General features: G+C 57.6%; 14 protein-coding genes. 6 read left to right on the top strand and 8 right to left on the bottom strand.

The features are described from left to right. Positions 1-181: 181 nt before the first annotated feature. Positions 182-748, top strand: coding sequence for a cadmium resistance transporter (locus SADFL11_RS10945; RefSeq protein ID WP_167578978.1), 567 nt, complete (start codon positions 182-184; stop codon positions 746-748). A gap of 28 nt (positions 749-776) precedes the next feature. On the opposite strand, the gene SADFL11_RS10940 is transcribed toward SADFL11_RS10945, so the two are convergent. Both SADFL11_RS10940 and SADFL11_RS10935 read right to left on the bottom strand, forming a co-directional pair. Beyond that, on the bottom strand, positions 777-1,238 hold the full coding sequence (locus SADFL11_RS10940; protein WP_008192971.1) for a GNAT family N-acetyltransferase: 462 nt from the start codon (positions 1,236-1,238) through the stop codon (positions 777-779). A 22-nt stretch (positions 1,239-1,260) separates the two neighbouring features. Next, entirely contained in the window at positions 1,261-2,859 is a 1,599-nt protein-coding gene (locus SADFL11_RS10935; RefSeq protein WP_008191937.1) for a peptide chain release factor 3, read from the bottom strand. Positions 2,860-2,962: 103 nt separating this feature from the next. On the opposite strand from SADFL11_RS10935, the gene SADFL11_RS25275 reads away from it, so the two are divergent. Together SADFL11_RS25275 and SADFL11_RS10930 are read left to right on the top strand one after the other, a co-directional pair. Continuing rightward, a complete protein-coding gene (locus SADFL11_RS25275) occupies positions 2,963-3,118 on the top strand; it encodes a hypothetical protein (protein ID WP_167578977.1) in 156 nt (51 codons plus the stop codon). A gap of 247 nt (positions 3,119-3,365) precedes the next feature. Beyond that, positions 3,366-3,920 (top strand): DUF2585 family protein, encoded by a 555-nt coding sequence (locus SADFL11_RS10930; RefSeq protein ID WP_008188766.1) that lies wholly within the window; start codon positions 3,366-3,368, stop codon positions 3,918-3,920. Between the two features lie 15 nt (positions 3,921-3,935). On the opposite strand, the gene SADFL11_RS10925 is transcribed toward SADFL11_RS10930, so the two are convergent. Further along, positions 3,936-4,277, bottom strand: a complete 342-nt coding sequence (locus SADFL11_RS10925; protein WP_008196291.1) for a winged helix-turn-helix transcriptional regulator — start codon at positions 4,275-4,277, stop codon at positions 3,936-3,938. Positions 4,278-4,389: 112 nt separating this feature from the next. Between SADFL11_RS10925 and SADFL11_RS10920 the strand changes: the two genes are divergently transcribed. Further along, on the top strand, positions 4,390-5,514 hold the full coding sequence (locus tag SADFL11_RS10920; protein WP_134852989.1) for an oxidoreductase: 1,125 nt from the start codon (positions 4,390-4,392) through the stop codon (positions 5,512-5,514). 147 nt (positions 5,515-5,661) lie between these two features. On the opposite strand, the gene SADFL11_RS10915 is transcribed toward SADFL11_RS10920, so the two are convergent. After that, positions 5,662-7,290, bottom strand: coding sequence for a di-heme oxidoredictase family protein (locus SADFL11_RS10915; RefSeq protein ID WP_008189420.1), 1,629 nt, complete (start codon positions 7,288-7,290; stop codon positions 5,662-5,664). Between the two features lie 422 nt (positions 7,291-7,712). Between SADFL11_RS10915 and SADFL11_RS10910 the strand changes: the two genes are divergently transcribed. Further along, positions 7,713-8,576 carry a c-type cytochrome gene (locus tag SADFL11_RS10910; protein WP_008195887.1) on the top strand — a complete coding sequence of 288 codons (864 nt, stop codon included), beginning with the start codon at positions 7,713-7,715 and terminating at the stop codon, positions 8,574-8,576. A gap of 9 nt (positions 8,577-8,585) precedes the next feature. Here SADFL11_RS10910 and SADFL11_RS10905 read toward each other — a convergent pair whose 3' ends face one another. The 4 genes from SADFL11_RS10905 to SADFL11_RS10890 form a co-directional block, all read right to left on the bottom strand. Further along, complete coding sequence (locus tag SADFL11_RS10905) at positions 8,586-9,731, bottom strand: ABC transporter permease (protein ID WP_008196361.1); 1,146 nt, start codon at positions 9,729-9,731, stop codon at positions 8,586-8,588. Further along, on the bottom strand, positions 9,728-10,654 hold the full coding sequence (locus tag SADFL11_RS10900; protein WP_008189737.1) for an ABC transporter ATP-binding protein: 927 nt from the start codon (positions 10,652-10,654) through the stop codon (positions 9,728-9,730). Before SADFL11_RS10900 ends, SADFL11_RS10905 begins: the two co-directional genes overlap by 4 nt. A gap of 8 nt (positions 10,655-10,662) precedes the next feature. Beyond that, positions 10,663-11,619 carry an HlyD family secretion protein gene (locus SADFL11_RS10895; RefSeq protein WP_008189016.1) on the bottom strand — a complete coding sequence of 319 codons (957 nt, stop codon included), beginning with the start codon at positions 11,617-11,619 and terminating at the stop codon, positions 10,663-10,665. Positions 11,620-11,766: 147 nt separating this feature from the next. Next, positions 11,767-12,471, bottom strand: a complete 705-nt coding sequence (locus tag SADFL11_RS10890; RefSeq protein ID WP_008195501.1) for a ParA family protein — start codon at positions 12,469-12,471, stop codon at positions 11,767-11,769. A 371-nt stretch (positions 12,472-12,842) separates the two neighbouring features. On the opposite strand from SADFL11_RS10890, the gene SADFL11_RS10885 reads away from it, so the two are divergent. Continuing rightward, a complete protein-coding gene (locus SADFL11_RS10885; RefSeq protein ID WP_008193927.1) occupies positions 12,843-13,751 on the top strand; it encodes an alpha/beta hydrolase in 909 nt (302 codons plus the stop codon). Positions 13,752-13,755: the final 4 nt, after the last annotated feature.

The following is a 13,755-nucleotide window of genomic DNA, read 5'->3' as shown; positions in this document are numbered from 1 at the left end:
GCCAAATCTTGGCGTCCTGATTTTTTACGATGGCGCACGCCTTTTAAGTGTGGAGAAGTTATTTTCAACTCATCTCCAGATCCTTCGTCTCCATCTCATGGTGGTTTTTTCGGGACAGGGTGCCTTGGCCTGTTTATGACTGATGGTCGTACTTGAAACGCCATGGCCTTGGATCTGCTGGATGTTTTTTGCGCTCTCTGTCGCAACCACCTACATACTCACCAACATTGACGGGTTGTTCGCCTTTTTGGCGCTTGCGGCCACCGGGCGGAAACCGGCAGCCATCGCCGGTTTTTTGCTGGCACAGGTCGTCGTTATCGGCGGCGCTGTTCTGGTCGGTAGTGGCGCTGCTGTCCTTGCGCCAGCTGATCTCGGGCTACTCGGCCTCGTGCCGGTCGCTCTCGGCTTTCGCGAAGTCCTGAAAAACCGGCGTAAATCCGAACAAGTGGAAGACAGGAAACCTACGCCCGGGTCGATTATTGGCGTGGTCGCGCTTTTCCTGGCGCTCAGCACCGACACCTTCGTTTTGATGGCAACGTTTTTTGCCGACACGCGCGCCGAGCTCGATCATTTCGTGCTCTCCGGCGCGCTGATTGCCGTAGCAGTGCTGCTGGCTTTTGGAACCATCTTGAGCCGGCTCCTGAAACCAACCCCTGCCACGGAAAGGTTTTTCGAGCGTCTCGCCCCTGTTGTGATGATTGCAGCGGGAGTCTACATCCTTATGGACACCCAAACGGACGTTTTTTGAGCGGTCGTGATACCCTGGCGGCCGATCGCTATCGGATTTCCTTGGCCATCTGTGCGGTTTGCTGCCATCCGTCCCTCTCGTAGAGCGGCCGGGCCTGATCGGTCGCGGTCAGAACGGCATGGGTGATCCCGCGCGCCGTGAAGGCTTTATCGGATGCGGCCATCAGATGTTTGGCGACGCCCTTTCCCCGGTGGTCCGGTTCGACAAAAACGTTCAGCACATACCCGCGTTGCAAGACACCCGGGTGGAGATGGTGGGGAGGCCAGTCGATGACCATCAGCCCGATACCGCCGACAGCAACCCCGCCCACTTCTGCGATGAAGCCGAAATAAGCCCCGGATTGGAGTGCGTTTTGCTGCCACTCTCGATAGGCCGGGCTGAAGGCAGCTTTTGCTGCCTCTTGATCGCCAGCAGCCTGAAACATGTCGTGCCGGTGCCGGCAAATCAGATCACAATCGGATGGCGCGACAGGGCGAAGAGTGACGGTCATGTCAGACAAGACCCTTTGCTTCTCAGCCCTCGTAGACGATCTCGCGGGTTTCGCGGAAGGTGACATCGGAGAATTTTTCGGTGATGTGGCCGACTTCCCAGGCGTTCTTGAACAGGAAGACAGGCTTGTCGTCGCGGTCGTTGGCGATCGACATGCGGTGGCCTTCGATCATCTTTTGCAGGGTCTGGCTGTCGGTCTCGATCCAACGGGCGGTCGTGTAGGGAACGGCCTCAAAGCCAATTTCTGTGCCGTATTCTGCGCGCAGGCGATCTACCACAACATCGAGCTGCAGCGCGCCGACAACGCCGACGATCCAGTTGGAGCCAAGGTCCGGCTTGAAGATCTGGACTAGACCTTCTTCGGCCAGATCCTGCAGACCCTGACGCATCTGCTTGACGCGCATGGTGTCGGAAAGGCGCACGCGGCGCAGGATTTCCGGCGCAAACGCTGGCAGGCCGGTGACGTGGATGTTTTCGCCTTCGGTCAAGGTGTCGCCAACGCGCAGCTGGCCGTGGTTCGGCACACCAATCACGTCACCCGGGTAGGCGAGATCTGCGATCTCGCGTTCCTCGGCAAAGAAGAAGATCGGGGCGGAGACGGCGATTTGCTTGCCCGCGCGCACGTGCTTCAGCTTCATGCCGCGCTTAAAGGTGCCTGAACACAGCCGCACGAACGCAATGCGGTCGCGGTGCTTCGGATCCATGTTCGCCTGAACCTTGAAGACAAAGCCGGTGACCTTGTCCTCGTTCGGCATGATGGTCCGCCCGCCGGTCGCCGGCTGGGAGTGCGGCGGCGGGGCGAAATCGGCGATGAAATCAAGGATTTCCTCAATGCCATAGTCGCGCAGGGCCGAGCCGAAGAACACCGGGGTCAAATGGCCTTCCAGGAAGCTTTCCTTGTCGAACTCCGCATAGCCTTCCGCGCCGAGTTCCACGTTTTCAGTGAGCTCATCCAGGATCCGGTCGAAAACAGTGCCGGTGAGGGCCTCGTCGTCCAAACCGGACAGGGTCTTGGTGTCCGCATATGGCCCGCCGCGATCGCCGCCGGAGGTGTGGAACTGTTTCTTTTGCCAGTCATAAACGCCGAAGAAATCGGAGCCCATGCCGACTGGCCAGGTCTGCGGAGACACATCGAGTGCGAGGGCTTCCTGCACTTCGTCAAGAATCTCAAGCGCATGCCGGCCTTCACGGTCGATCTTGTTGACGAAGGTGATGATCGGGATGTCGCGCAGCCGGCAAACCTCGAAGAGCTTGCGGGTCTGGGTCTCGATGCCCTTGGCGGCATCGATGACCATCACCGCAGCATCCACGGCGGTCAGCGTGCGGTAGGTGTCTTCGGAAAAGTCTTCGTGGCCCGGCGTGTCGAGAAGGTTGTAGATGATGCCCTTGCGCTCGAACGTCATGACGGAGGAGGAAACGGAAATGCCACGTTCCTGTTCGATCTTCATCCAGTCGGAGCGGGCCCGGCGGCGTTCACCGCGCGCGCGGACCTGACCGGCGGCCCGGATCGCACCGCCCGACAGGAGCAGCTTTTCGGTTAGCGTGGTCTTACCGGCATCCGGGTGGGAAATGATCGCAAAGGTGCGCCGGGTCTGGTGTGGCGCCGCGCCGTTGGTGGCCATCTAGGTGTCTCCTGAGCAAACCGCCGGACAAGGCTATCTTCTGGGCTGCGCATCACACCGGAGATCCGGGAGCGCAAGCCGTCACAAAAGGCCGGACGGATTGATGTTTCGTTGGCGCAAGGTTCTAGAGGGATTTGCGGCAAAACTCCAGCGGGATTTGGAGGGCGTGACTTTTCCGGTCAGGTCCCGGCGCAAGGCCGGGACTGCGCCAAGTGATGCGCGCACCGATTTGGCTTCCAGTGCGCTGTCCCGGACTTGATCCGGGAACTATTCGCAGGATTGCTTGCTGGGGGCGTTGAGTTTTCTCATCAAGGCTCTGCGAACGAGTGGGCCCTGGGTCTCCGCTCTGCTGCGCCCGGGGTGACGTTCAAGACTGAACGCGGCTCTGCATAGATGACCAATCGAATGATTGCTGCTACCCACTTAGTGGAAGGATTGCCACCCAAATCCTGCATGTCCTTCGTCTCTCGGCTTTGTGGCTGAACTAAAACAAAAAGAAAGAGAAAATGACCAACCGCGCTTGCCTGATCACCGGTGTCCTCATGATTGCTGCGACTGCCGCGATCCTGCTCTTCATGGGCCGAATCCCGATCTGTGAGTGCGGATACGTGCGGTTCTGGACGCCGGCAAGCGATGTGGCCGGGTCGTCCCAGCACATCGCCGACTGGTACACCTTCAGCCACATCATCCATGGCTTTTTGTTCTATTGGCTGCTTTGGTTCGTCTTCAAACAGCGGTCTGTCGGAGAACGCGCACTCGGCGCGATCTTCATCGAGGCGGCCTGGGAAGTGGCGGAAAACAGCCCCTGGATCATCGACCGATACAGGGAAGCGACGATCGCCGTCGGGTACACCGGCGACAGCGTCCTGAACTCCGTTTTCGATATTCTCTGGATGCTCGCCGGTTTCTTCTTTGCCTGGCGGATGCCGGTCTGGGTCACGGTCGTGGTCGGCATCGTTTTTGAGTTTCTGGCGCTCTGGGTGATCCGTGACAATCTCACCTTGAATGTTCTGATGCTGATTTATCCGGTCGATGCCATCAAGGTTTGGCAAGCGGGTTGATTTTGCGTTGGTGCGTCAGCTCTCAGCCTGACGCTGTTCCAGATAGGAGCGGGACCAGTCTTCGAGTTGATCGAGAATTGGCTTCAATGCCTCTCCGTGAGTACTGAGACTGTACTCCACCTTTGGCGGGATTTGCGGGTACACTTTCCGCACAATGATTTTGTGATCTTCCAGTTCTCTCAGTTGCTTGGTCAACATGCGCTGAGAAATATCCGGGATTATCCGGTGCAACTCGTTGAAGCGCATGGTCTTGCGGCAAATGCACCACAAGATCATGCCTTTCCATTTTCCGCCGATCAATCCAAGGGCGGTTTCAGTTGGGCAAAACAGCGGATCAATTGGTTGGTTCTGAGCCATGGGAGCGCCTATTAGTTACTTTATTGTATGTATAAGCAAAAATAGTGCGTACTTGTCAAAAGATAATGTGAAATCTAACTCTCGTGCACTTCCTCAACAAAGGGCACTTCAGATGACACTTACCTTTCCGGTTCTTCAAGAAAAGACAATCAAAACAAGTACCTTCTCCAATCGGTACGTTCTGGCGCCAATGTCACGCGCCAGCGCCGGCGCAGACGGCGTGCCGACGGAAAACATGGCGGAATACTATGCCGGTTTTGCCCGCGGTGGTTATGGCCTCATCATTACGGAAGGGGCCTTTACTGATGAAAAATGGGCTCAGTGTTATTCCGGTCAGCCGGGGCTTGTGAACGATGCTCAGGAGATGGGGTGGCAACGGGTCGTCCAGGCAATCAAGGCCGAAGCCGGTAAGGTCATCTTGCAGCTCATTCATGCTGGCGCTGTCTCTCAACATATCATGGAGCCAGTCGCACCGTCTCCCGTTCGGCCAGCTGGGTCCATGCTGCACGGCTATGGCCACCGTCAGGGAGCCTACGACGTGCCAGACGAACTGAGCCTTGCCCAGATCGAGATCATCAAGCGCGGATTCTATCAGGCCGCGCTGCGGGCAGAGGCTGCAGGCTTCGATGGCGTCGAGATCCACTGTGCAAACGGGTATCTGCTCGATCAATTTCTGACAGCGGAAACAAACCTTCGCCAGGATCAATATGGCGGCACGTTGGAGAACAGGATTCGGCTGACACAGGAGATCATCCGGGAGGCACAGGGGGCCACAAAATCAGACTTCATCGTCGGGGTTCGGTTATCCCAGGCCAAGGCAAACATCCAGGACTATTTCTGGCCAAACGGATTGGCAGACGCGAAGGTCATATTTCAGGCGGTTGCGGACGCAGGCGCCGATTTCATTCACCTTGCGAGCGAAAAAGAAGGCTATGCTGTCCACAGCTACACGGAAGCCGGAGAAAACCTGACAACCTATGCTCGGGATCTGACAGGTTTACCCGTGGTCGCCAATGGTGGACTTCATGTCGTCGTGGATGCCAATGAGCTGATTGCTTCCCGCAAAGCTGATTTTGTCTCTATCGGCAAAACAGCGATGCTCAACCCCGACTTACCCAAGCGGGTCGCGGAAGGTCGAGAATTGCAAGAGTTTACATTCGACATGTTCAAATACGGTGTGACGATCGAGGCGCAGCAGCAATGGGAAGGGGAGCAGGCCGCCTTGGGACCCACGTGATCGGTTTCAATCCCGAAAACTCAACCAGTTTGTTGAAAATCCGTAGGAGATAATTTGCCGCGGTGGTCCAGGTGCGGGTGGACACTGGGCCACCGCGGCGGTTTCACGCTGCCATCAAGAAACGGCAAACCCTTCAGGCTCGAGGCATCAGGGTTTTACGGGCGGAAGGACGGTGACCAGGCGGGCAGTCCTGGTGCTGGCGTCCTCAATTGCTGCTCCTTGTGAGGCCGCAGCGTGATTTTCTTCTTCCTCTTCCTCCGGGTCGAGGTCGATGATGATCAGATTTTCCAAAAAGGCGATGATGGCCGCGCGGTCCTCGTCGCCAAGCGCTTCATAGGCAAGACGGCTGGCTTCGGCTTCACCGCCATGGGCCCGGATCGCTTCATCCAGGGTCGTCGCGTTGCCATCATGCAGCCAGGGACCGGTCGAACCGGCACCGGCGAGCGATGCCGTCGGCCAGACGGACGCACCAAAACCGTGCACATCCACCGGATCGGCGAGGTCGTCGCCCATCTCGTGCCGTTTGAAGTCGGAGTACCAGGAGACAAGCGCTCCACCGTCGCCTGCCTTCGGAAAGGCGCCAAGGTTCAGCGTTTCGCCCTTCGCGGTCACGACATGATTGTTGGGGCTGTCTTCTGTGAGGTCGAACCAGATTGGCGCGTGACCATCAAGACCGCTGTCGATCGCTTTCTGGCCAGAGGGGAAAATGTCTTCCCGAAAACCCGCCTGCAAACTCGGTTCGGAAAAGATCGGGGTCGATATCTTGAGCGTCGGCACATGACAAGTGGTGCACTGGGCTTCGGTCATCAGGCGTTCGCCGCGCTCGATCTCCAGAACCTCCCCTGCGGTCAGCTCCATCAGGCCATGTTTGGCAAGTTCGAGCTTCGAGGTTGGTCGCTCCAGAGCGGCCATATAGATGGACAAGGCGGTCAGATCGCCGACGGACAGCTCTCCGGTCACCCCATCATGGTCGCCATCATGGTTGCCCACCAGTTCATCTGCCTGCATGCCGAGTTCATTGTGGGCGGCGTGGCGGGTGAAGGCTCTCAAGGTGGCGTGCGAGCCCTTCCAGCCGAACATGCGCACCACGAGGTCTTCATCAACGCCTTCAATGCCGGACCGGTCGTATTCGGCAATGCAGATCCCGGTGAGCGGATCTTTTTCAGGCGTTGCAGAGAGCGTGCCGAAGTTGATGGTCTTTGCTTTCAGGTTCACCGAGGCATTTTCGCCCAAGGTGCAGACTTCCTTTTGAAGCAGCTCCTCCTGCGCCAGGAGTTCCGCCGTCATTTCTTCTGCAATCCGCTGCACCGCGCCAAGCGCGAAGAGATGCGGTGTGTTGCGGTGCAGATACTTGGACGGGTCGCCCGTGTGCAGCGGATCAACGATCCCGTTCAGCGGGTTTGGACCAGCCCCATTGGCATAAGGTGCTGAATGGCAGGAGATACAGGATTGGGCGACCGGGCCAGCTTCGCGCTCCGGCAGGTGCGTGGTCCACTCGCCGAAAAGTTCCAGATCTGCCCGCGGCATGCGGGTAAACATCTTGCCGTGCTGGCTGACCTTGGCCCCGACCCCGCGCTTTGCCGTGAATGTCGCCTCGGTCAGTTCATCACCGGCCTCAAATGCTTCTATGAAAGCGGCCTTCGGGTCTTTGAGGGCAGACGAATTCAAGTCCTCCTGATTGACTTTCGGCGGCTCTTCTGCAGAAGCGGCAGTAATACACAAAAGACCCGCAAGGCCGAGCGGAGCCGCTCGGCGCAAAGACTTGCGCACAGACATTGATCTTCTCCCTCTGGATCACAATGTCTTGAGCTTGGCACAGATAATTGTGGCATGTTTGGTGATTTCTGCCACAATTACATTTATTCGATTTTAAGAACATTAAATTTTATTTACGGGAATAAGCAAGTCTGTTGTGTGTTGTATAGAGTTTTTAACGCCCCGTCGGGCGCCGTGTATTCGGCAAATGATGTCGATTTGATTTTTGTCACGCCGACATGCCCGAAGCCGTCCGACACGCAAGAGGGGACTGGTTTGCGGTCAATATGGCGTCCTCGGTCTTTGCGTTTTTGGAAGTATGAACATCACGGCGGCAATGACCTGATCGCCAGGCAGTTACCGCAAATGTCAAACCTGCCCATATCCGATTGCGCAACATGGGAGTAGCATTCCCTAGCGTCACATGGTTGGGAGGCTCTACTATGCGCAATACCATCATCAATATTTTTCGAATTTTAGGCAGTTTCGCCGCTGCAGCCGTTTTCCTGGGTATCGGCGCTGCCGGCGCTGAGCCCACGCTGGAGCGCGGCAGGTATCTGGTGGAAGGGCCAGCGGGATGCGGCAATTGCCATACACCCCAAGGTCCGGATGGGCCGGTGGCGGACATGGGACTGGCCGGCATGATGGTTGAGAAGAACGACATGTTCACCGCCATCGCATCGAATATTACACCGGGCAGCCGGGTGGCCGATTGGACGGATGTGCAGCTGTCTAGAGCCATCCGCGAAGGCATCCGCCCCGATGGCAGCATTGTTGGCCCGCCCATGCCGTTCGGGCTTTACAAGGGCATTTCCGACGATGATCTGATGAGCATGGTGATGTATCTGCGCCAAGTTCCAGCTGTCGATCATGATCCGGGGCAAAGCGTTTACAATATTCCGCTTCCACCGGCTTATGGACCGCCGGTCATCAGCGTCGCAGAGGTGCCACAAGGTGTTACGCTTGAGTACGGCGCCTATCTCGCAGGTCCAATCGCCCATTGCACCGAATGCCACACGACCTTTGGTCCGAAAGGGCCGATGTTCGACACGCACCTTGGAGCAGGTGGGTTCGAATTCCACGGGCCTTGGGGTGTATCGATTGCACCGAACATCACGCCAACGCGGCTGGCACAATACAGCGATACGGAGCTGGACGGCATGATCCGCAAAGGCGTTCAGCCGGATGGAGCCCGCATGTTACCGCCAATGCCGTACGGCTATCTTGCCAAGATGACCGATGACGATGCTGCAGCCATGATCCTTTATCTGCGGTCCCTGCCGCCATTGCCCGATGGCGGACAGTAGAAAAGAGCCCTAATCCAGACGCTTCTTGAACCTCACGGCAGCGGCGATCATGCCGAGGACAAAGAAACCGCTCATCCAGATGACGTCCCGATGGACATCCATAAGCGTTGCGTCCCGGAGTACGAAGCCCCGGATCATGCGCATGAAGTGTGTCGCAGGCAGCGCTTCGGCAATGTACTGCGCCACAACTGGCATGCCCTCGTAAGGAAACATGAACCCGGACAGAAGGATCGACGGCAAAAGAACAAAGACCGTCATCTGCATGGCTTGAAGCTGGGTCTGGGCGATCGTGGAGAACACCAGACCCAGCGACAAGCTCGCTCCAATGAACAAAAGCGTCCCGACAAACAGGTCGATCATATTGCCGTCGAGCGGCACGTTGAACAGGATGTGCCCCAGACTGAGAATGATTGCCGTTTGCACAAGGCCGATGAAAATGTATGGGATGATCTTCCCAATCATCAGTTCGATCGGCCGGATGGGCGTGTTGATCAGCATCTCCATGTTGCCGCGTTCGCGCTCGCGCACAATCGCAGCAGAGGTGAACATGATCATGGTCATCGTCAGGATGGTGCCGACCAGACCCGGCACAATATTGACCGCGGTGCGCTGTTCGGGATTGTAGAAGAGCGTGACTTCGAAGGTCGGTGTCGAGCGGTTGGGGGCCTGCCGGTAGATCTCCGAGAGCGGCATGTTCCGAAGGCTCTTGATCGAGCTCGCGATCATCGTATCTGAACCGTCGACAATCCATTGAGCAACCGGACGGCTGGTCTCCTGATCTGTTGATGGCGGTGTGCCAAGACCCACAGCTGGTGACCTTGCCAGTCTCTGAGTGAGGTCGTCGGGTAGAATGAACGCGGCCCGGACGCGGGCAGAGCGGATGGCTTCTTCGGCTTCTTGCGGTGTGGTCAGCCGCTCGGTCACCGTCACGACCCGGGTTGCCTCGACCATCTGCACCAGGATCCGGCTGATGCCGGTCTGGCTTTGATCAACCACCGCGATCGGGATGTCGCGGACATTGGTGTTGATGGCGTAGCCGAACAGGATCAGCTGAATGAGCGGGATCATGACGACCATTCCAAAGGTCATCCGATCCCGGCGCAGCTGGGCGAGTTCCTTGGAAAAGACAGCTAGAATGCGCGATATCGATCTCATTGGCGGCCTTCTCCGGTTGCGGTGACAAAGACGTCTTCCAGATTGGGCCGGACCTGTTCGACAATTGTCGCGCTGGCGGTTTGCGGGTTGGATTTCAAGAAGCCTTCCGGATCGGGAATGGTGTCTTTGACAAGCACCCGCAAGCGCGCTCCAAGCTGGGCAGCTGTCACGATGCCTTCCGTGCCCAGAAGATGCCGCCGGATGTCGCGCAGGTTCGGGGCCTCTATCTCCACGACATTGGCACCCATGGCGGACATCAGCGCACCTGGCGTACCGTCAAGCCGCTTTTGACCGGCTTCCATGATCGCAATCTTGTGGCAGCGCTCGGCTTCATCCATGAAATGGGTTGTCACAACAATGGACGTGCCCTCATCGACAAGGTCGAAGAGCTGCTCCCAGAAATGCCGCCGGGATTCCGGGTCCACCGCAGAGGTTGGCTCATCCAGAAAGAGCAATTGCGGCCCGTGCAACACGGCCGCGGCGAGGGCAAGGCGCTGGCGCTGGCCCCCACTCATCTTGCCCGCGAACCGGTCACCGAGCTGCGTCAGTTCATAGCGGTCCATGACTTCGGCGATGCGTTCCTTGCGCTGGGCTCGGGTGAGGCCGTAAACGGTTCCCATGAAATTGAGGTTTTCCAGCACCGTGAGATCGCCATAAAGCGAAAAGGCCTGGGTCATGTAACCGATCTTGTATTTCAAAGCTTCAGCGTCCTTGGGCACCGAAAGTCCAAGAACTTCGACGCTTCCCTGTGTCGGTGTCAGCAGGCCGGTCAGCATGCGGATGGCAGTTGTCTTGCCGCATCCGTTGGGGCCGAGAAACCCGTAGATCATGCCACGTTCTATGGTCAGGTCGAGGCCGTCAACGGCCCGGAAGCCCTTGAAGCTTTTTACCAGCCCTTCGGCTTGGATAACGATGTCGGACATGGGCGCGGTCACGGCAGGACGGCTTGTGCCGGAACGCCGTTCGGCAGGTTGGAGGCGCTGTCGGGCAACTGGATTTCAGCGACATACATCAGCCGCGCGCGGTCCGATTGGTTGAGCGCATAGTAGGGGGTGAAGGAGGGTTCTGAGCTGATCCAGCGCACCTGGCCGTCGATTGGATCTTTCAGGCCATCAACGCGAATGGAAAGTGTGTCGCCTTCGTTGATCTTCACCCGGTGGGGTTCGGGGACATACACACGGGCATAAGGGGCATCGCCGGCCAGCATCACGGCCACCGGGCTGCCGACGGTAACGCGTTCTCCAAGGTTCCAGGGCAGGCTGTCCAGAACGCCGTCCCGCGAGGCGACGATGGTCAAGTCACTCAAGATCTTTTGCTGCGTGGCAAGACTGGCTTCGGCCGCGGCGAGTTCCGCGCGGGCCATTTCCAGGTCTTCCGGACGGGTCCCGGTGACCAGCTCAAGAAGTTGCTGCTCGGCGCTGTTCAGGCTGGCATCCGCCGCATCCCGGCTGGCCCGTGCACTGTCGAGCTGGGCCTGGCTGGTGGTGCCGCGTGTTGTGAGATCCTGGTAGCGCTCGAAGTTGTTTTCAGCCTCCACCAGTTCCGCCTTGGCACCGGCGACAGCGGCTTCTGCCTTTGCGATCTCTTCCTGCCTTGCGCCATTCTCCAGCTTTTCAAGATTGGCCCTGGATTTTTCGACTTCGGCAGCGGCTTGATTGACCACGGCTTGTTGCTGTGTCGCATCCAGACGCGCGAGCACCGTGCCTTTGGTAACGGGCGAGCCCTGCGGCACGGGAAGCGCAACCAGAACCTCCGCAGCCGTAGCTGTCAGTGCCACACGGTCACGCTCCAGCGTACCAAGGGCAACACTGCCGTCATCCTGAACGCAGGCGGACAGGGAGACGGCGAGCGCACCGGCGATCAGAAGCCTTGTCGGGGAGAGGGGCATGAAATTCTCCAGCGGGATCAGGATGATGCCTGCAAGTCAGCTTGTTCTCTCGCAAGCTTATCCCGCCTGGCCAAGAACCTCCATGAGCAGGATCAAAAAAAAGCCGGGCGCAAAGGCCCGGCGTTCAGTCAGCTGTCAATCAGGGAGCTAGCTGGCGCGTCGGAAGACGTTGTACCAGCGTTTCTTCGGAGCGCTGATTGCCCGCTCCAGAACTTCTGCCGCGTAAAGGGAGGCGTTTTCCCGGGCCTTTTCAACGCCCGAGACCATCTTCGGATCAAGGTTTGCAAGGCCGCCGCCAAACTCGAAGAGATCACGGAAAGCTGCGCGCTCGACGATCGGCGTCATCATAACATCGATGTTTTGCGCTGAGAGAAAGTCCTGCACTGCCTTCATCGCCCTTGTCGTTACGGCCGCGTTGGAGCGTGTCAGCACGACGCAGTGCCTGATGTCCTGGCGGACGATTTTTTCCAGCTTTTTGATCAGGGTTAGAATTTTTGCACCGCCCCGGGCGTCCATGGATGATCCCTGGATCGGGATCACCACCAGATCGGACACCGAAAGCGCGTTTGCTACGATCAGGTTCTCCGTGCCTTCAAGATCGACGATCACGTAATCGGACGTTTCGGAAGCTTGGGTGATTTGTTCGGTGATCGAGGCAGGGGAAATCTGGTTGACCACGGAAATCCCTTTGCAGGTCCGGGGCAGTTCATGCCATTTCGAAATCCATTTCTGCGGATCTGCGTCAAAGATAGTGACACGTTTTCCGCGGGCGGCAACTTCTGTCGCCAGCAGCAAGGCGGCTGTGGTTTTGCCGGCGCCGCCCTTTGCATTCGCGAAGGAAATGACTGGCATGAGAGTTCTCCTGAACATGCCGCCATGGATGGGGATGGCGGTCTTTTTCCTGCCTGAAGCTTCGCCAGTCTTGGAATTTTATGGTTACCAATTCCTTAAATTCGCAAAATGCGAGGAGGTTATTCAGCGCCGAAGGCGGATTGTGGATAAGTCTCTGATATTCCTAGGCACAATTTCGGAGGGTGTTGGCTTTTAGATTCGCGCGAGTATCTCGGGACTGTGTGCGTTGCTACAGGATCACGAGTGCGCATTGATGGGGATTAATGCAGATTAGGGGCGGAGGATCTGAGTAAATTGAGCTGCGGTCCATTGAAAGCTGGCGTGTGCCTGCGTAGGTTTTAGCGGTTATTGGGCCCAGCGAAGGACACAGCATGCTGAACAGTTTTCTGAAAGCCCTTCAGGCACGGTTCGCCAAACTGCCGGTGGTGTTCCTGGCCACTGTTTTTTGCAGCGTGTCGATCAACGCGCATGCAGAAACCTTGAAGCCGTACAAAGACCGCTTGTTCCGCTATAAAAAGGTCACAGAAACGCTTTACGGCGGCGACTTCACCGTCGTGGAATACATCAAACAACGCGATCTGCATGGCCGGGATCAGATCCCCGAGCGACAGGTGTATGGCAACTACGTCTCTTACAAGCCGAAACGCAGCCGTGGCAGCGGCGAGCTCAAGGTAAACGGCCGGACCGTCTCCTACATGGGGACGGGCAAGTGGAAGGGCGGCGCCAAGACGATCGTCATCTATATCCATGGCCAGGGCGGAAACCGCTTTCAGGGCATGAACGATGTGTCCTTTGGCGGCAACTTCAACCGGATCCAGAACCTGATGGTCCGCAACGGCGGAGCGTATCTCACGGTTGATATCACGCATTTCGACAAGCGCGGTACAGCCGATGTCGCGGCTCTCATCCAGCAGCAAAAACAGCTGTCTCCCGGCGCCAAGGTTGTTGTGGCATGTGGATCGATGGGCGGCATCATCTGCTGGAACCTGGTGAAAAACGGGAACTATGCGCGCCTTGTGAACGGGATCATGCTGCTCGGCTCACCAAAGGATCCGAACATCTTCTCAGCCGGGGTGCTGTCCAGAAATGTTCCGATCTATATGGGGCAAGGCACGCTGGACCGGGTTTACAACTGGGAAACCCAGGCGCAATTTTTTAAGCAGATCAAATCAAAGGCGCCAAACTATCCGATCAAGTTCACTCTGTTTGATACCGGCACCCATGGGACGCCAATCCGGATGACTGACTGGCGTCTGGTGCTGAACTGGATGCTTGGATAGGGTT

Origin of the sequence: Roseibium alexandrii DFL-11, from assembly GCF_000158095.2 — a bacterium.
In the GTDB taxonomy this organism is placed as follows: Bacteria; Pseudomonadota; Alphaproteobacteria; order Rhizobiales; family Stappiaceae; genus Roseibium; species Roseibium alexandrii.
The sequence above is the reverse complement of the archived record's forward strand: the minus strand, read 5'-3'. Positions and strand labels throughout refer to the sequence as shown.

Excerpts from the sequence above, each read along its gene's own strand:
- SADFL11_RS10945 (WP_167578978.1), top strand. The coding sequence starts at position 182 with ATGTTTTTTGCGCTCTCTGTCGCAACCACCTACATACTCACCAACATT.
- SADFL11_RS10940 (WP_008192971.1), bottom strand. The coding sequence starts at position 1,238 with ATGACCGTCACTCTTCGCCCTGTCGCGCCATCCGATTGTGATCTGATT.
- SADFL11_RS10935 (WP_008191937.1), bottom strand. The coding sequence starts at position 2,859 with ATGGCCACCAACGGCGCGGCGCCACACCAGACCCGGCGCACCTTTGCG.
- SADFL11_RS25275 (WP_167578977.1), top strand. The coding sequence starts at position 2,963 with ATGTTTCGTTGGCGCAAGGTTCTAGAGGGATTTGCGGCAAAACTCCAG.
- SADFL11_RS10930 (WP_008188766.1), top strand. The coding sequence starts at position 3,366 with ATGACCAACCGCGCTTGCCTGATCACCGGTGTCCTCATGATTGCTGCG.
- SADFL11_RS10925 (WP_008196291.1), bottom strand. The coding sequence starts at position 4,277 with ATGGCTCAGAACCAACCAATTGATCCGCTGTTTTGCCCAACTGAAACC.
- SADFL11_RS10920 (WP_134852989.1), top strand. The coding sequence starts at position 4,390 with ATGACACTTACCTTTCCGGTTCTTCAAGAAAAGACAATCAAAACAAGT.
- SADFL11_RS10915 (WP_008189420.1), bottom strand. The coding sequence starts at position 7,290 with ATGTCTGTGCGCAAGTCTTTGCGCCGAGCGGCTCCGCTCGGCCTTGCG.
- SADFL11_RS10910 (WP_008195887.1), top strand. The coding sequence starts at position 7,713 with ATGCGCAATACCATCATCAATATTTTTCGAATTTTAGGCAGTTTCGCC.
- SADFL11_RS10905 (WP_008196361.1), bottom strand. The coding sequence starts at position 9,731 with ATGAGATCGATATCGCGCATTCTAGCTGTCTTTTCCAAGGAACTCGCC.
- SADFL11_RS10900 (WP_008189737.1), bottom strand. The coding sequence starts at position 10,654 with ATGTCCGACATCGTTATCCAAGCCGAAGGGCTGGTAAAAAGCTTCAAG.
- SADFL11_RS10895 (WP_008189016.1), bottom strand. The coding sequence starts at position 11,619 with ATGCCCCTCTCCCCGACAAGGCTTCTGATCGCCGGTGCGCTCGCCGTC.
- SADFL11_RS10890 (WP_008195501.1), bottom strand. The coding sequence starts at position 12,471 with ATGCCAGTCATTTCCTTCGCGAATGCAAAGGGCGGCGCCGGCAAAACC.
- SADFL11_RS10885 (WP_008193927.1), top strand. The coding sequence starts at position 12,843 with ATGCTGAACAGTTTTCTGAAAGCCCTTCAGGCACGGTTCGCCAAACTG.